Genomic DNA, 17,217 nt, shown 5'->3' with positions numbered 1-17,217 from the left:
CTTAGCCGAGCACCAGGACGGCGTCGGCCTCGACCACCGCGCCCTTGGGCAGCTCCTTGACGCCGACCGCGGCACGCGCCGGATAGGGCTCGGAGAAGTAGCGCGCCATGATCTCGTTCACCTTGGCGAAGTTGGCGAGGTCGGTGAGGTAGATGTTGAGCTTGACCACGTCGCCGAGCGAACCGCCAGCGGCTTCGGCCACCGCCTTGAGGTTTTCGAACACGCGCACGGTCTGCGCCTCGAAACCTTCGACCAGCTGCATGGTGGCGGGATCGAGGCCGATCTGGCCGGACAGGTAGACCGTGCCGTTGGCATTGACCGCCTGCGAATAGGTGCCGATGGCGGCGGGCGCATTGGGGGTGGAAACGATGCTGCGGCTCATGAAGGCGTCCTCGGGTTGTCTGAGGACCGCATTGTAAACCGCGGGGCGCCGCGACAGGCCGCAGCGCCCGGTTTCGGCAGGGGATGCCGGCATGCGGCCGGCCAGACCCGCGACCTCGGCTTCAGACGCGCTCGCGCAGCACGATGTCGCAGCCGAGGCGGTTGATCACCTTCTGCAGACCGCGGCGGGCCTCGACGTTGATCACCAGCGGCGCCATGAAGTTGGCGCGCAGCCCGGTACTGGCGGGCGAACCGAGTTCGCCGTCCTTGCGCACGATCACCGCGACCAGCGCTTCTTCCGGACGCGCGAGCTTGAGCGTGGCCACCTCTTCATCGGTCAGCGCGAACTCGTAATTGACGCCGAGCTGCTCCGGACCGGTCACCGAAAACGCGACATCGGCATCGTCCGCGCTCTGCAGCAGGAACACGCTGGCATCGCCGCCTTCTTCGTGGACCAGCACGAAACGCTTGCAGTGGTCGAACCCGGGCAGGCCGGCCGGGAATTCGATCACCTTGTCGTCGGACACCTCGGCGCTGCCGAATACCGGACTTTCGATTTTCATGCGTTTTCTCCTCTCCTGACGCGGACGGATCACGCTCCGTCCAAGCATGTATGAAGTGCCGCTGCCACCCGCTCAACGCGCGTTACGCGGCGGCACCACGATCGCTCCAAGCTTGTGTTCGTTCCTGAGTCGCCGCTGCGCCGCATCCAACGCCTTGCGATCCGGAAAGGGCCCGAGCACGACCCGGCTCTCGACCCGCGCCGGCAAACCCTTGGCCGCCAGTTCGGCCTGCAGCGCGCCGGCATTTACCGGGTTGCCGAAGACACCGAGCTGCAGCAGATAACCGTCCTTCATCGGCGCGGCTGGCTGGTTGGCGAGTGCCGCCAGCGCGGCAGCATTCGCGGGCACAGCCGCGGTATCGACCACCGGCATTGCCGGCGTGCTCACCACCGGTGCGACCACCCTGGCCGGCGTCGGCGCCAGGGGAGCCACCGGCGCCACCAGCACGGCGCCCTGCGCTGGAGCAGGTTCTGCAACCGGCGCCGCCTCTTCCGCTTGGGCGGCCTTCTCGGCGGCGGCTGGTTGCGGCTTGACGGATTCGACAGCAGGCACCGCGACCGGCGACGCCGGCACAGGCTGCGGCACGGACGGCGCGGGTGTCGCCTCGGGCGGAGCCGGCTGCTGCGGCGGGCGCGCGTCGTCCATCAGCAATACCCCGACCAGCAACGCGACCGCAGCAGCGACGGCGATACCGGCACGCAGCAGGGCGGCGTTGCGGCCAGTGCGCAGCGTATCGGCGCTGTCGCTCACTACTGCGCTCCGTCGTCGTTGCGCGCGGCCAGGGCGCGCACCAGCTCGGCCTCGGCGACGGTGATGCCGCAACGCTCGGCGATGGCCTCGACCGGCAGGCCGCGACGGGCGAACACCAGCGCCTCGCTGTACTCGGGCGAAGCGTTCTGGCTCACGAGAGAACGCTCGTTTTGCGTCTGCAGGCTGCTCAGGCTGTCGTGCAGACCGCCGATCTCCTGCTGCTGCACATCGAGCGCCGCACGCAGGGCGGCCACCTCGCGGCGCAGGCGCTGCAGCTCCAGTTCGAGCTGGAAGGCATCGGGGGCCGCCGCCGGGGGCGCGGCGCTTGCGGTGACTGCGCCCGGCTGGGGCTCGCGGGTGCGCGCGGGAATGGGTGCGTAGTCGAAATCGCCGTCGTCGCCGTCGTCGCCATCGTCTCCGTCATCGACGGCTGCGGCGGGCGATGTCGCCGCCGCCGGACGGCTGCCGCGCAAGCCGCCGCGGATCGCGCACAGCACTTGCCAGCCGCCGTAGCAGAGCAGCAGCGCGATCGCGATCCAGACGGCCGTGCGCAGGCTCACCGCAATGCCCTCACCCCGCCCGCGCCAGCGCCTGGTCGAGATCCCAGACAATGTCATCCAGGGTCTCGATGCCGACCGACAGCCGCACCATGTCCGGCGGCACGCCGGCGGCACGCTGTTCTGCTTCCGACAGCTGGCGATGGGTGGTGGAGGCCGGATGGATGACCAGGGTCTTGGCGTCGCCGACATTGGCGAGGTGGCTGATCATCTGCAGGGCTTCGATGAAGCGCTCGCCGGCGGCCTGGCCGCCGCGGATGCCGAAGGACAGGATGGCGCCCGGCCCCTTGGGGAAGTAGTGCTGGGCGAGTGCGTGGTCCGGGCTCGTCGTCAAGCCGGGGTAATTGACCCAGGCCACCGCCGGATGGGCGGCGAGGAAATCCGCCACCGCACGCGCGTTGGCGACATGGCGGTCCATCCGCACATGCAGGGTTTCCAGCCCCTGCAGCAGCATGAAGGCGTTGAAGGGCGACAGCGCCTGGCCGAAGGTGCGCAGGGTTTCCATGCGCGCCTTCATGGTGAAGCCGAAGTTGCCGAAGGTCTCGAAGAAGCGCACGCCGTGGTAGCCGGCCGAGGGTTCGACCATCTGCGGGAAGCGGCCGTTGTCCCAGGGGAAGGTGCCGGACTCCACCAGCACGCCGCCCATGGTGGTGCCGTGGCCGCCGATGTACTTGGTGGCCGAGTGGATGACGATGTCGGCGCCGTGTTCGATCGGGCGACACAGGTAGGGCGAGGCCAGCGTGCTGTCGATCACCAGCGGCACGCCTGCAGCCTTGGTCACGGCCGCCACCGCGGCGACGTCGAACACGTTGAGGCTGGGGTTGCCGATGATCTCGCCGTACACCGCCTTGGTCCGCTCGGTGATTGCGGCGCGGAAGTTTTCGGGGTCGGACGGATCGACGAAGGTGGTCTTGATGCCCAGCCGGCGCAGGCTGACGTCGAGCTGCGAATAGCTGCCGCCGTAGAGCGTGCGCGCGGCGACGATCTCGTCGCCGGCTTCGGCCAGCGTGAGCAGCGCGGTCATCTGCGCGGCCAGGCCGGACGAGGTGGCGAGCGCGGCGCGGCCGCCTTCGAGCGCCGCCATGCGTTCCTCGAACACCGCCACCGTGGGGTTGGAGATGCGCGAATAGACGTTGCCGAAGGTCTGCAGGTTGAAGAGTTCGGCGGCGTGCTCGGGCGAATCGAAGACGAAAGAGGTGGTCTGGTAGATCGGTACCGCGCGCGCACCGGTTTCGGCATCGGGTTGCTGACCGGCGTGGAGGCAGAGGGATTCGATGCCGAAGCGGTGATCGGGCATGGGCGGAGCGCGCGTTTGAATTGCGCCGATAATACTGGCGACATCCCCCGCCGACAAATCGCGATGCACTTCGATCTTGCCCTTGTCCTGTTCTGGCTGAAGAAACTGGTCGCCGCCTTCGTGCTGCCGCCGCTGCTGCCCCTGGTGCTGACCGGTGCCGGGCTGTTGCTGCTGGGCCGGCACCGCCGGCTGGGGCTGGGACTGGCCTGGAGCGGGATGGCGGTCGGCCTGCTGTTGACGACACCGCTCACGGTCGGCTGGCTGCTGGCGCCGCTGGAGCCGGGCCGGGTGGTGGATGCGGCCGAGGCCCGCACGGCGCAGGCCATCGTCATCCTTGGCGGAGGCCGCCGGCATGACGCCGCTGAATTCGGCGGCGACACGGTAAACCGGCTGACCCTGGAGCGCCTGCGTTACGGCGCACGGCTGGCGCGCGAGCTGCAGCTGCCGGTGCTGGTGAGCGGTGGCGCGCCAACCGGCGAAGTGCCGGAGGCAGCGCTGATGAGCCAGGCGCTGCGCGAGGATTTCGGCATTGCGACGCGCTGGCTGGAGGGTGCCTCGCGCGATACCCGCGACAACGCGCGCCATTCGGCCGAACAATTGCGTGCATCGGGGGTGAGCCGGATCGTGCTGGTGACGCATGCTGCCCACATGCGACGCGCCCAGGCGGAGTTCGAGGCGCAGGGCTTCCAGGTGGTGGCGGCGCCGACGGCCTGGCTGGGGCGCGGGCCGGGCGCGGCGGAGGGCGACCCGCCGTGGCCCAGCCTCCCCAGCCAGAACGCGGCTTACGCCGGCTGGTATGCAGTACACGAGTGGATGGGCTTGCTGGCGTATCGCCTGACGCGTTGATCGCAGTTGCGCGGGGGTCGGCGGAGCACCGGGCGGCCGGGTCACCGGTTCGGGCAACGCGTTCGCGGTAGCCGGCTTGCCGGCACCCCTGAGAAACACGCCGCGGCGCCGCCCGGAAAATGCTCGCTCAAGCCCCCTTGAAACCCGGCTTGCGCTTTTCCAGGAAGGCGGTGACGCCTTCGGCGAAGTCGGCGGTGGCACCGCAGCGGCCGAAGGCCTCGGCTTCGCTCTGCAACTGGCTTTCGAGCTGGTTGTCATGGGAATCGGCGAGCAGGCGCTTGATCTCGCCATAGGTCTGCAGCGGGCCGGCCTTGAGTCGGGCGACCAGCTTGTCGGTTTCGACGTCGAGTTCGGCGGCGGGCACACTCCGGGTGACGATGCCCAGCCGCAGCGCTTCGGCGGCATCGAAACGGTCGGCCAGCAGCAGCAGTTCGGCTGCCTTGCGCCGGCCCACCGCGCGCGGCAGGAAGTAGGACGCGCCACCGTCGCCCGAGAGGCCGATCGCGGCGTAGGCGGTGGTGAACACGCTGCTGTCGGCGCAGACGGCGAGATCGCAGCCCAGCATCAGCGACAGGCCGAAGCCGGCACAGGCACCGCGCACCTTGGCGATCACCGGCTGGCGCAGGCTCTGCAGGGTTTCGACCGTCGGGTTGATGTACTGCGCGATCATCGCGCGGAAGGTGGCGAGCCGGGCTTCGGGCGACAGATGCAGATGCGTGGCGAAGTCCTTGAGGTCGCCGCCGGCCATGAAGTGGTCGCCGGCGCCGACGATCACCACCACCTTGAAGTCCTTGCGCACCGAAAGGTCGCGGACGGTGGCGGAGAGGTCCTGCATCATCTCCACCGACAATGCGTTGAGTGCCGCCGGGCGGTTGAGGGTGAGCGTGGCGACGCCGTCGGCGACGGCGAGCAATACGGTTCCGGCCATGGTTGAGGTCTCCTTGTTGTCGGGCCGCCGGAGCGCCATCGTCGGCTCCGGACATGCAACCGGCCGACGGAGTTCGCCGGCCGGTGTCGATGTCCGCAGTGTAGCGCGCGACGCGTTCAGACGCGCTCGAACACGCCCGCCGCGCCCATGCCGGTGCCGATGCACATGCTGATCATGCCGTAGCGCGCTTCGCCGCGTTGCATCGCGCTCATCAGCGTGGCAGTACGGATGGCGCCGGTGGCGCCGAGCGGATGGCCGAGCGCGATCGCGCCGCCGAGCGGATTCACCCTGGCCGGGTCGAGATCCAGCGTTCGCATCACCGCCAGCGCCTGGGCGGCAAAGGCTTCGTTGAGTTCGATCCAGTCGAGTTCGCCCTGGGCGATGCCGGCGAGCTTCAGGGCACGCGGGATGGCTTCAACCGGGCCGATGCCCATCACCCGCGGCGGCACGCCGGCCACCGCGTAGCTGCGGAAACGCGCGATCGGCACGGCGTTGTAGCGCTTCAACGCGGCCTCGCTCATCAGCAGCACCGCACCGGCACCATCGGACATCTGCGAGCTGTTGCCGGCGGTGACCGAGCCGCGTGCGGCGAACACCGGCTTGAGCTTGCCGAGTGCGTCGAGCGAGGCATCGGCGCGCGGGCCTTCGTCGGTATCCATCAGGCGTTCGGCGATGCGTACCGTACCGCCTTCGCCGGGCAGGTGGCTGCGCACGGTGTAGGGGGCGATTTCGTCCCGGAAGCGGCCGGCGGCGATGGCGGCACAGGCGCGCTGGTTGGACTGCAGTGCGAAGGCGTCCTGGTCAGCCCGGGTGACCTTCCATTCCTCTGCGACCTTCTCGGCCGTCAACCCCATGCCGTAGGCGATGCCGATGTTTTCCCGGTGGGCGAAGATCTCGGGATTGAGGCTGACCTTGTTGCCCATGATCTGCGGCATCGCGCTCATGCTCTCGGTGCCGGCGGCGATCATGACGTCGGCTTCGCCGAGGCGGATGCGGTTGGCGGCATCGGCCACCGCCTGCAGGCCGGAGGCGCAGAAGCGGTTGAGGGTGACGCCGGGCACCCGGTCCGGCAGCCCGGCCAGCAGCAGGCCGATGCGGGCGACGTTCATGCCCTGCTCCGCTTCCGGCATGGCGCAGCCGGTGATGACGTCGCCGATCTCGCCGGGGTCCAGGCCCGGCGCCTTGGCGATCACCGCGCGCAGCACATGGGCCAGCATGTCGTCCGGGCGGACATGGCGGAAGGCGCCGTTGCGCTTGGCCACCGGCGTGCGGGTGGCGGCAACGATGTAGGCGTCCTGAATCTGTTTGCTCATTTCTTCGTTCTCCTCGTTTGGACGAGCGCGATGCGTGCTCGCAGTGCCGAGCAGGGAATTTGTTCCGAGGGCTGCGGAACTCGCTCGCTACGCTCGCTCAGACAGTCCTCGCCCTCTCCACAAACACCCCGCCCGTCACTGCTACCGAGTCGCCGCTCAAACGCCCGATAAGCGCGCGGCGTCTCTGCCGAGACGCCCTGGGTATTCCTGAAGCCGGCGAGGACTGTCTGAGCCCGAAGGGCGAGTTCCGCAGCCAGCGGAAGGAATACCCAGGGTGGCTCGGCGCGCGACCACGTCGATAAAAGCCACCTAATTCCGCAACGGCTTCCCCGTCGCCAACGTGTGCGCAATCCGCTGCTGCGTCGCCTCGGTCTTCAGCAACTCCACGAACAGCGCCCGCTCCACATCCAGGATCCACTGCTCGCTCACCCGCGCATTGGTATCCACCTCGCCGCCGCACAAGGCGGTGGCCGCGGCCTTCGCCACCGTGTAGTCGTGCGCCGAGATGAAGCCGCCTTCGGCCATGTTCACCAGCATCAGCTCGCAGGTGGCGATGCCGTTGCGCCCCGCGACCACCACCTGACGCTCCGGCAGCGGCGGATGCCAGCCGGCCTCGGCCAGCGCCCGCGCCCGGCGGATCGCGACGTAGAGCAGCTCCTGCGGATGGAACAGGATGTCGTCGCTCGCCTGCGCGAAGCCGAGCTGCACTGCCTCCAGCGCGCTCTTGGCCACCGTCGCCATCGCGATGGTCTGGAAGCTCTGCTGGATGTAGGGGAAGACGTCGCCGCCCGCCGTCCGCTGCGCCAACCGGTGCGCCTGCAAGGCGAACTCCTTGCTGCCGCCGCCGGCCGGGATCAGGCCGACGCCCGCCTCCACCAGGCCGACGTAGCTCTCCAGCGCCAGCACCCGGTGGGCCGCGTGCATCAGGAACTCGCAACCGCCGCCCAGCGCCATGCCCTCGACCGCGGCCACCACCGGCACCTGGGCGTGCTTCAGCGTCATCGACGCCTGCTGGAACTGCGCCACCGTCTTCTCCAGCATGTCGAACTGGCCGGCCTTGCAGGCCTCGACCACCTGCTGCAGGTTGGCGCCCACCGCGAACGGCGCCTCGTGCCACAGCACCACGCCGTCGAGTTCGCGCTCGGCGCGCGCCACCGCCTCTATCAGGCCATCGAGCACCGCACTGCCTATGCTGTGCATCTTCGATTTGAAGGACAGGATGCCGATGCGCCCATCCACGTCCGGACGCAGCCACAACCGCACGCCGTCGTGTTTGTCGCCGCATTCCCACACGGTCTCGCCGCGCGCCGCGGGCGCCTCGCCGACAACGCGGTCGGGGTAGAGCTGGCGGCCATAGACCGGCAGCGCCGAGCGCGGCTTCAGCGCAGCCGCGCTCGCACTCCACGAACCGGCCGGTTCATGCACGCCGGCGCGCTCGAACACCCACGCAGGCAGCGGCGCGGTGCTCATCGCGCGGCCGGCCTCGATGTCGGCGCGCACCAGTTCGGCAACCTGCATCCAGCCGGCGGCCTGCCAGGTCTCGAACGGCCCGAGCGCCCAGCCGAAACCCCAGCGCATGGCGAAATCGACATCGCGCGCGTTGTCGGCGATGTCGCCCAGGTGACAGGCGCAGTAATGGAATACGTCGCGGAAGATGGACCACAGGAACTGCGCCTGCGGATGGGCGCAGGCTGCGAGTTCGGCGAACTTCTCCACTGGATCCTTCAGCGCCAGGATCTCGGCCACCTCCACCGCGACCTCGCCGCCGCTCAGGCGATAGTCGAGCCGCGCCGGGTCGAACACGAAGATCTGCTTGCCTTCCTTGCGGTAGATGCCGGCACGCGTCTTCTGGCCGAGCGCGCCGTTGGCGATCAGGGTCTGCAGCCAGCCGGGCAGTTCGAAGTGTGCATGCCAGGGATCGTCCGGCAGCGTCGCCTGCATGGTGCCGACGACATGCGCCAGGGTATCGAGGCCGACCACGTCGGCGGTGCGGTAGGTGGCGCTCTTGGGCCGGCCGATGCGCGGGCCGGTGAGCGCATCCACCTCGTCGAAACTGAGGCCGAGGCGCACGGTGTGGTGCATCACCGCCAGGATGGAGAACACGCCGATGCGGTTAGCGACGAAATTGGGCGTGTCCTTGGCGCGCACGATGCGCTTGCCCAGCCGGCTGGTGAGCCAGGTCTCCAGTTCGTCGAGCATCGCCGCGTCGGTGTCCGGCGTCGGGATCAGCTCGACCAACGCCATGTAGCGCGGCGGGTTGAAGAAGTGGATGCCGCAGAAGCGGCTGCGCAGCGCGGCCGGCATGCCCTGCGCCAGCGCACGGATGGACAACCCCGAGGTGTTGGAGGCGAACACCGCCCCTGGGTTCAGACGGGGCGCGACCTTGCCGTAGAGGTCGAGCTTCCAGTCCATCCTTTCGGCGATGGCCTCGATGACGAGGTCGCATTCGGCCAGCCGGCTGAGGTCGCTGCCGTAGTTGGCGGCCTCGATGTGCTGGCCTTGCGCCTTGGTGGCGAGCGGCGCCGGGTCGAGCTTGACCAGCCCGGCGAGCGCCTTGTCGACGATGGCGTTGGGCTTGCCCTCTTTGGCGGGCAGGTCGAACAGGATCACCGGCACGCCGGCGTTGGCGCAGTGGGCGGCGATCTGCGCGCCCATGACGCCGGCACCGAGCACGGCGACCTTGCGGATGATGAAGTTGCTCACGCGGATTCTCCGGGTAATGTGGGAAGCATGCGTTCGGCAGGGGTGGAGTTCGATCGCGACCGTCTAACCCCATCCCCACCCCAACCCTCCCCTTGAAGGGGAGGGAGCGGCCGCGCTTCACCTTGTCATCGACAGGTTCTGTCCAGTCGCAGAATCAGAAGGCCAGCGAGTACTGCGCGCCGAGGATCCACACGCTGGAGTCGTACTCGCCCGTCACCCGGCCACGGCCCAGCGCAGCCTGGTTGTTGTCGATTTTCGTCTTGGGCACGTAGAGGTAGGCGGCGCCGAGATCCACCGTGGAGCCCTTGGCCACCGTCCATTGGCCGCCGACGGTGAACCAGGTACGGTCGTTGTCGGGCAGCGACACCAGCCGGCGCTCCTTGTCCTTCACCGGCGTCTGGTCGTAGGCGATGCCCATCTTCAGCTTCCAGGCGTCGTTGAGCCGGTAGTTGGCACCGAGGGCGACGCGCCAGGTGTCCTTGAATTCGGTATCCAGCGTCTGCACCGTCACGCCGTTGAGCGGGCCGGAGGTGCGCACGATGTCGACCTGCTTGATCTTGCTCCAGCCGGTCCAGGAAATATCGCCCAGCAGTTCCCACTGGCTGTCGAGCTTGTGCACCGCGCTCAGGATGAAGGTGTCGGGCAGTTCCACCTTGGCTTCGGCCTTGCCGGAAGTCAGCGCCGCGCTCGCCCCCGCAGCCGGCCCCTTGACCTTGAGGTCGCCTTCCAGCGTGTGCTCGATCGAAGAACGATAGGAAATGCCCAGCCGGGTCGCCTCCGACAGCTTGAACAACGCGCCGACGTTCCAGCCCCAGGCGTCGGAATCGGCGTCGAGTATCGCGTGGGTCATGGACACCGGCAGCGAGATCACCGCCGCTGCGCGCTCGTATTCGACCTCCATGCGCTGCCAGCTGAAGCCGGCGCCGATCGAAACGCTGTCGTTGATGCGCCAGGCGATGGAGGGGTTGATGTTGTAGGTCTTGATGTCGAACTTGATGGAATGCGCCGCGCCCACCCAGTCGTCATCGTATTCGGTGATCAGGCCGAAGGGCGCGCCGAGGCCGACGCCCAGATAGACATCCTTGTTCAGCGCCCACGACAGGTAGCCGTTGGGCAGCGCCGCCCACGAGCCGGCGTCGTCGCCGTCGCCGCGGAAGGGGCCGGTGGCGGTGGAGCCCTTGTCCTTGTACTCGAAGACCGGCCGCACCAGCGACATCCCGACCGAGAGTTCGCGCGCTTGCAGCTCGGTCATGCCAGCCGGGTTGAAGAAGATGGTGCTGGCGTTCTCGGCCACCGCAGCCGAACCGGCATAGGCGTTGCCGATGCCGCTGGCGTTCTGCTCGAGCAGCTGGAAGCCGGCGGCGCAGGCCGCGCCCGATGTCATCGACAACAGGGCAGCGGAAAGCAGGCGTGCAATCTTTTTCTGTTGCATCGGTGTCGTCTCCTCCTGGTCGGGTATCGCTACCCTGGCGCACCGGGATGTCTCCCCCGGTCGTCGAAATTGCGCGGGCACCTGCGCCGGCAGCGCCCGCGCCACTGCTTATTCCATGGGTATCGGCCGCTTGTTGCCGGACTGGTCCATCGCCACGTAGGTCAGCTTGGCCTCCGTAACCTTCACCACGAAAGGGTTCTCGTGGCCGCGCTCGGCATAGACCTCGACATCCACCGTCACCGAGGTGCGGCCGGTGGCGACCACCTTGGCGTAGAAGCTCACGAGGTCGCCCACCGACACCGGCTGCTTGAACACGAAGGAATTCACCGCCACGGTGGCGACCCGCGACTTGGCGCGGCGATTGGCCGGAATGGCGCCGGCGATGTCCACCATGGACATGATCCAGCCGCCGAACACGTCGCCGGAGGGATTGAGGTCGCCCGGCATCGGCACCACGCGCAGCGTGAGGTGCTTGTCGTCGGGCAGGGAGATGGGATCGAGGGAGGGGGAGGTCATGATTGTTCCTGTTATGTGGTTGCGGCACCCGCATTTTGCTGCGCCGCACCAAGCCCGCCAATCCGTAAATCGCGCATCTCGCGGTAACGCAGCGGGCCTCCGGTCCAGGGCGCGAAGCCGGTACCGAAGATGATGCCGGCATCGGCCAGATCGGTATCGGCGACCACGCCCTCGGCGACGCAGCGCTGCGCGGCGGCCAGCAGCGGCGCCAGCACGCGCTCGACCAGCCCTTGCGGCGTCTCGGCCTGAGCGCCGCGGTCGGCGATGCGGCCGTCCTGCCAGCGGTAATAGCCCTGCCCGCTCTTGCGGCCGAGATGCCCCGCCTCGACCAATGCGAGGAGGAGCGGAGGCGGCGTCGCACCCTGCCCGGCCAAAGCCTTGCCGGCGGCCACCGCGATGTCCAGCCCGACGGTATCGACCAGTTCCACCGGCCCCATCGGCATGCCGAAGGCGACCAGCGCGGCATCCACCGTCGCCGGCGCCATGCCCTCCTCCACGCAGCGCAGCGCTTCCAGCATGTAGGGACCGAGCACCGCATTGACCAGGAAGCCGGGCGCGCTCTTCACCGGCAGCGGCAACTTGTCGATGCGGCGCACGAAGGCGGCGGCGCGGGCGAGCGCGGTAGCGTCGGAGGCGGCGCCCTGCACCACCTCGACCAGCGGCATCATCGCCACCGGGTTGAAGAAGTGGATGCCGACCAGCCGCGCCGGATTCGCCAGCGCGGTGGCGATGTCTTCCAGCCTGAGGCTGGAGGTGTTGGTCGCCAGCACCGCGTCCGGCCGCGCGCGGCGTTCGATGTCGGCGAACAACGCGCGCTTGGCGTCGAGGTTCTCGAAGATCGCCTCGATCACCACGTCCGCGCGAGCGACGCCGTGCCCCCGCGGATCGGGGATCAGCCGGTCGAGCGCGAAACGCACCAGGCGGCGGTCGCCGCGCAGCTTCCGCTCGAAGAGCTTGGCGGCGCGCGCGATCGCCGGGGCGATGCGTTCCACCGTCTGGTCCTCCAGCGTCACCGTCATGCCGGCGAGTGCGCACACCGCGGCGATGTCGCCACCCATGACGCCGGCGCCGACCACATGCACATGGCGCGGTGCGAATTCGACTTCCTTGCCGAATCCCTTCAGCCGCTCCTGCAGGAAGAACACCCGGATCAGGTTCTGGGTGGTCGGCGAGGCGAAGATCGTCTCCAGCGACGCGGGATCGCCCGCCGGCACCGCCAGCGCGTCGCCACCGTGCTTCGCCCAGATGTCGATGATGGCGTAGGGCGCCGGATAGTGTTCGCGCCTCGCCTTGGCGGCGGTCTGCTTGCGCGCCTTGGCCGCAACGACGCCCTTCAGCGGACCGTTCATCAGCCGCGCCGGCAGCGGCGGGCGGTGCCGCGGCTGGCCGGACGTCACCAGCACCCGCGCGGCGTTCTCCATCACCCGCGGCGGCACGCAGTCGTCGGCGAGGCCGAGGCGGCGCGCCTTCTTCGCATCCACGCCCTTGCCGGTGAGCATCATGTCGAGCGCCGCGGCCGGGCCGATCAGCGCCGGCAGCCGCTTCATGCCGCCCCAGCCGGGCACGATGCCCAGCATCACCTCGGGCAGCGCGAGCTTCGTCCCCGGCTCATCGACCACGATGCGGTAGCGGCAGGCGAGCGCCAGTTCCAGGCCCCCGCCCATGCAGTGGCCGCGGATCAGCGCCAGCGTCGGGCAGGAGAGCGCGGCGAGGCGCTCGAACAGGGTCCAGCCGCGGCCGACCAGTTCGCGCGCGGCGTCCGCGCTGCCGAGGCGGGTGAATTCCTCGATGTCGGCGCCGGCGATGAAGCCGGCCGCCTTGGCCGAGGCGATCACCAGCGCCGCCGGCGGGTTCGCTTCGAGCGCGCCGAGCACGCCGTCGAATTCGTCGAGCACCGCGCGCGACAGGGTGTTGGTGGCGGCGCCGGCCTTGTCCAGCCACAGCCAGGCGATGCCGTCGCCGCCGCGCTCGATGCGCCAGTGCTGCCAGGCGGTCTGATGGATTTCCGATAGGGCGTTCATAGCGGTATGCGCCGAGCCGTCTCAAGCATGCCGCCGCCCCCTTGGGGGGGTGAAACGGGGGTTTCACGGCGCCCCGCGCCGTGCCTGTCGAACGGGCCTGCTGTGCAAAGCCAACCCTCCGCGAACACAGTGAGCGTGGGGGTTGTCATCTCAGCGCCTCCACCAGCATCGCGCCGCCCTGCCCGCCACCGATGCAGATGCTGGCGATGCCGCGCCCGCCGCCCTGGCGGCGCAGCACGTTCAGCAGATGCAGCACGATGCGCGCGCCGCTGGCGCCGACCGGATGGCCGAGCGCCACCGCGCCGCCATCGACGTTGAGCCGATCCGCCGCCGGCGCACCCGGCGCATCGCAGCCGAACTGTTCGCGGCAGTAGTCGTTGTCGTCGAGCGCACGCAGGCAGGCGATCACCTGCGCGGCGAAGGCTTCGTTGATCTCCCAGGCGGCGAGGTCGCGCGGCGCGAGGCCGTGGCGCGCCAGCAACGGCAGCGCCGCGTGCACCGGGCCCAGCCCCATCTGCTCCGGCGCAAGCCCGGCCCATTCGCTGTCGACGATGCGCCCGAGCGGCTGCAGGCCGTGGCGTTCCACTGCCTCGGTCGAGGCCAGCACCAGCCAGGCGGCGCCGTCGGTGATCTGCGAGCTGTTGCCGGCGGTGACGCGGCCGTAGCGCTTGTCGAAGAAGGGCTTGAGCTTGGCGAGATTGGCCGGCGAGGAATCGCGCCGCACGCCGTCGTCGCTGGCGTACACCGTGCCGTCGCGGGCTATCAGCGGCACGATCTCGCCGTCGAAGCGGCCGGCGTCCTGCGCAGCGGCGACGCGGCGGTGGCTCTCGGCGGCGTAGGCGTCCATCTCGTCGCGCGAGATGCCGAACTTCCACGCCAGATTCTCGGCGGTCTGGCCCATCAGCTGGCCGACGACCGGATCGGTCAGGCCTTTCATGATGGCGATCACCGGCGCCAGGTAGGCCGGGCGGAAGCGGCGCAGCGCGGCGACCTTCTGCCCGGCCGTCTTCGCCGCGTACCAGCCGGCCAGCCAGCGCACCATCGCCTCGGAAAAAAGCAGCGGCGCACGCGACAGCGCATCGACGCCGCCCGCCAGCACCAGCTGCGAACGCCCGGCGCGGATGTTGGTGAGCGCAGAATCCAGCGCCTGCATGCCGCTGGCGCAGTTGCGCATCACCGTCCAGCCCGGCACCTGCAAGCCGCAGCCCATGCGCAGCGCCACCACGCGGCCGATGTTCACCTCGTCCGGCGAGGGGCTGGCGCAGCCGAGGATGACCTCGTCGAGCTGGTCAGGCGCGAAGCGCTGGCGGGCGAGCAAGGCGCTGCCGGCCGCGGTGGCGAGGTCGGCCGCGGCGAACGGCCCCGGCGCGTTCTTCGCCTTGAGGAAGGGCGTGCGCGCGCCGTCGATGATGAAGACGTCGGCGCTCACGCCACCGCCCTCACCTTGGGCGCTTCAGGCTGGGCGGCCTTCATGCCGAGGTCGAAAGGGAAATCGTCCACCCGGATCACCTTGTCGCGCAGTTCGCCACGGCGCTGCAGCAGCGCGAATTCGTCGGCGTCGATGATGCCGGCCGCGCGCGCCTTCACCCACAGCGCATCGACACCGCCGCCGACCAGCACGCCCGGTTGGAAGCGGCCTTCGCGCTGCGCCTGCTTGACCTTGGCCTCGACCGGCTCGGCGGCGATGGTCGCCGCCAGCGCGGCTTCGAGCGCGCCCAGCGGTTCTTCGGTGTCGGCCGGCAGATGCACCACCGAAGTCAGTCGGTCGCGCGTCGCCGAGGGTTCGATCAGCCGCTTCGCCACCTGGTGGCCGAGTTCGTCCGACGGTACCACGTAGGGCCGGCCGAGCGGGAACACCACCAGCCGGCGCAGCAGCGTAGCAAAGACGCGGTTGGGGAAGTTGGCGATCACGCCCTCGAAGGCGTTCTGCGCGCGGAACATGCAGTCCCAGATCGCCCAGTGCATCAGCGGCGCGTCTTCCTGCTGGCGGCCTTCGGCCTCGTAGCGCTTGAGCGTGGCCGAGGCGAGGTACATCAGCGACAGGATGTCGCCCAGCCGGGCGGAGAGCTTTTCCTTGCGCTTGAGCGCGCCGCCCATGGTGCCCATCGAGATGTCGGCAAGGAAGGCGAAGGCAGCGGAGAAGCGGGTGAGCTGCTGGTAGTAGCGGCGGGTTTCCGGCGCCACGTCCACCGGCACGCCGACGAAGTGCGAACCGGTCAGGCCCATCACCAGCGCGCGCACGCCGCTGGAAACCGTGTAGCCGACGTGGCCCCAGAAGGCACGGTCGAAGGCCTCGAGCTTGCCCTGCTGGGCGGCGTGCATTTCGTCCAGCACATAGGGATGGCAGCGGATCGCGCCCTGGCCGAAGAGGATGAGACTGCGCGTCAGGATGTTGGCGCCTTCCACCGTGATGCCGACCGGAATCTGCTGGTAGGCGCGGCCGAGGAAGTTCTGCGGGCCGAGGCAGATGCCCTTGCCGCCGATGACGTCCATGCCGTCGTTCACCGTCTGGCGGGCGCGCTCGGTGACGTGGTACTTGACGATGGCCGACACCACCGAGGGCTTTTCGCCGAGGTCGATGGCGCCGGCGGTCATCACCCGCGCGGCGTCGCTCAGGTAGGTGTTGGCGCCGATGCGGGTGAGCGCTTCTTCCACGCCCTCGAAGCGGCCGATGGCGGTCTTGAACTGGTAGCGCACCCGGGCGTAGGCGCCGACGGCGCGCGCGGTGAGCTGCTGCATGCCGGTGTTGGAACCGGGCAAGGAGATGCTGCGGCCGGCGGCGAGGCACTCCATCAGCATGCGCCAGCCCTGGCCGGCCATCTGCGGCCCGCCGATGATGAAATCCAGCGGCATGAAGACATCGCTGCCGCGGATCGGCCCGTTCATCCACACCGCATTGAGCGGGAAGTGACGGCGGCCGATATCGACACCCGGGTGGTCGTGCGGCACCAGCGCGCAGGTGATGCCGAGGTCTTCCTCGCTGCCCAGCAGGTGGTCCGGATCGTACAGCCGGAAGGCGAGGCCGAACACGGTGCACACCGGGGCCAGCGTGATGTAGCGCTTGTCGAAGGACACGCGCATGCCGAGCACCTCGCGCCCCTGCCACGGGCCCTTGCAGACCACGCCGGCGTCCGGAATCGACGCCGCATCCGAGCCGGCCCACGGACTGGTCAGCGCGAAGGCCGGGATCTCCAGCCCTTTGGCCAGCCGCGGCAGGTAGTGCTGCTTCTGCTCCGGCGTGCCGTAGTGCAGCAGCAGTTCGGCCGGACCGAGCGAGTTGGGCACCATCACGCTCACCGCCGGCGCGGAAGAACGGGTCGACAGCTTGGTGATGACCTGCGAATGGGCGAAGGCGGAGAAGCCCTTGCCGCCGTATTCCCTGGGAATGATCATGCCGAGGAAGCCGCGGTCCTTGATGAACTGCCACACCGGCGCCGGCATGTCCTGCAGCTGGGTGGCTTCCCAATCCTTGACCAGATGGCAGAGCTGCTCGGTGTCCTCATCGAGGAAGGCCTGCTCCTCGGCGGAAAGCTTCGGCCAGGGGTAGGCCGCCAGCCGGTGCCAGTCGGGACGGCCGGCGAAAAGTTCGCCCTCCCACCACACCGTACCGGCTTCGAGCGCATCGCGCTCGGTCTGCGACATCGCCGGCAGCGCGCGGCGGAAAGCCTTGAAGATGTTCGCCGTCAGCAGCGCGCGCCGCAGCGGCACCACCAGGAACAGGGCCATCACCACGCTGAAGGCGCCGAGCACCGCCACCGCCACCGGCATGGACCAGCCGCCCGCCCACGCGAGCGCCGCCAGCCATGCCCACCCTGCCACCAGCCAGGCAAAAAGTGGCGCTCGCCCGTAGGCGAGCGCGCCTGCCAAGGGAGGGAGGGAAACCAGGAACCACCAGATCATCGTTGTCTCC

At 69.2% G+C, this 17,217-nt stretch carries 14 protein-coding genes; 1 reads left to right on the top strand and 13 read right to left on the bottom strand.

Annotation, left to right across the window (positions count from 1 at the left end):
• Position 1: 1 nt before the first annotated feature.
• The 5 genes from CJ010_RS03285 to CJ010_RS03265 all read right to left on the bottom strand — a co-directional run bounded on the left by CJ010_RS03285 (position 2) and on the right by CJ010_RS03265 (position 3,548).
• A complete protein-coding gene (locus CJ010_RS03285; protein ID WP_141016716.1) occupies positions 2 to 382 on the bottom strand; it encodes a RidA family protein in 381 nt (126 codons plus the stop codon).
• Positions 383 to 503: 121 nt separating this feature from the next.
• On the bottom strand, positions 504 to 944 hold the full coding sequence (fliW, locus tag CJ010_RS03280; RefSeq protein WP_141016715.1) for a flagellar assembly protein FliW: 441 nt from the start codon (positions 942 to 944) through the stop codon (positions 504 to 506).
• A gap of 72 nt (positions 945 to 1,016) precedes the next feature.
• Positions 1,017 to 1,694, bottom strand: a complete 678-nt coding sequence (locus CJ010_RS25610; RefSeq protein ID WP_141016714.1) for an SPOR domain-containing protein — start codon at positions 1,692 to 1,694, stop codon at positions 1,017 to 1,019.
• Positions 1,694 to 2,254 carry a DUF2802 domain-containing protein gene (locus CJ010_RS03270; RefSeq protein WP_205754886.1) on the bottom strand — a complete coding sequence of 187 codons (561 nt, stop codon included), beginning with the start codon at positions 2,252 to 2,254 and terminating at the stop codon, positions 1,694 to 1,696. Before CJ010_RS03270 ends, CJ010_RS25610 begins: the two co-directional genes overlap by 1 nt.
• A 10-nt stretch (positions 2,255 to 2,264) precedes the next feature.
• The gene (locus CJ010_RS03265; protein ID WP_141016712.1) at positions 2,265 to 3,548 is read right to left on the bottom strand and encodes an O-acetylhomoserine aminocarboxypropyltransferase/cysteine synthase family protein; all 1,284 of its coding nucleotides are present in this window, start codon (positions 3,546 to 3,548) and stop codon (positions 2,265 to 2,267) included.
• Positions 3,549 to 3,611: 63 nt separating this feature from the next.
• Here CJ010_RS03265 and CJ010_RS03260 point away from each other — a divergent pair, with 63 nt between their 5' ends.
• Complete coding sequence (locus CJ010_RS03260) at positions 3,612 to 4,394, top strand: YdcF family protein (protein ID WP_141016711.1); 783 nt, start codon at positions 3,612 to 3,614, stop codon at positions 4,392 to 4,394.
• A gap of 127 nt (positions 4,395 to 4,521) precedes the next feature.
• Here the strand turns inward: CJ010_RS03260 and CJ010_RS03255 are convergent, their stop codons facing one another.
• The 8 genes from CJ010_RS03255 to CJ010_RS03220 all read right to left on the bottom strand — a co-directional run bounded on the left by CJ010_RS03255 (position 4,522) and on the right by CJ010_RS03220 (position 17,207).
• A complete protein-coding gene (locus CJ010_RS03255) occupies positions 4,522 to 5,322 on the bottom strand; it encodes an enoyl-CoA hydratase/isomerase family protein (RefSeq protein ID WP_141016710.1) in 801 nt (266 codons plus the stop codon).
• A gap of 116 nt (positions 5,323 to 5,438) precedes the next feature.
• Positions 5,439 to 6,635: an acetyl-CoA C-acyltransferase gene (locus tag CJ010_RS03250; protein ID WP_141016709.1), complete on the bottom strand. Its 1,197-nt coding sequence runs from the start codon at positions 6,633 to 6,635 to the stop codon at positions 5,439 to 5,441.
• Between the two features lie 309 nt (positions 6,636 to 6,944).
• Positions 6,945 to 9,338 carry a 3-hydroxyacyl-CoA dehydrogenase/enoyl-CoA hydratase family protein gene (locus CJ010_RS03245; protein WP_141016708.1) on the bottom strand — a complete coding sequence of 798 codons (2,394 nt, stop codon included), beginning with the start codon at positions 9,336 to 9,338 and terminating at the stop codon, positions 6,945 to 6,947.
• Between the two features lie 154 nt (positions 9,339 to 9,492).
• Positions 9,493 to 10,770 (bottom strand): OmpP1/FadL family transporter, encoded by a 1,278-nt coding sequence (locus CJ010_RS03240; protein WP_141016707.1) that lies wholly within the window; start codon positions 10,768 to 10,770, stop codon positions 9,493 to 9,495.
• Between the two features lie 108 nt (positions 10,771 to 10,878).
• Positions 10,879 to 11,286, bottom strand: a complete 408-nt coding sequence (locus CJ010_RS03235) for an acyl-CoA thioesterase (RefSeq protein ID WP_141016706.1) — start codon at positions 11,284 to 11,286, stop codon at positions 10,879 to 10,881.
• 11 nt (positions 11,287 to 11,297) lie between these two features.
• Positions 11,298 to 13,307, bottom strand: coding sequence for a 3-hydroxyacyl-CoA dehydrogenase NAD-binding domain-containing protein (locus tag CJ010_RS03230; protein WP_141016705.1), 2,010 nt, complete (start codon positions 13,305 to 13,307; stop codon positions 11,298 to 11,300).
• A 145-nt stretch (positions 13,308 to 13,452) separates the two neighbouring features.
• The gene (locus tag CJ010_RS03225) at positions 13,453 to 14,736 is read right to left on the bottom strand and encodes an acetyl-CoA C-acetyltransferase (RefSeq protein WP_141016704.1); all 1,284 of its coding nucleotides are present in this window, start codon (positions 14,734 to 14,736) and stop codon (positions 13,453 to 13,455) included.
• Positions 14,733 to 17,207 (bottom strand): acyl-CoA dehydrogenase, encoded by a 2,475-nt coding sequence (locus CJ010_RS03220; protein WP_141016703.1) that lies wholly within the window; start codon positions 17,205 to 17,207, stop codon positions 14,733 to 14,735. Before CJ010_RS03220 ends, CJ010_RS03225 begins: the two co-directional genes overlap by 4 nt.
• Positions 17,208 to 17,217 lie beyond the last annotated feature (10 nt).

It is taken from the genome of Azoarcus sp. DD4 (genome assembly GCF_006496635.1).
Taxonomy (GTDB): domain Bacteria; phylum Pseudomonadota; class Gammaproteobacteria; order Burkholderiales; family Rhodocyclaceae; genus Azoarcus.
This window is presented reverse-complemented; position numbering and strand designations above follow the sequence as displayed.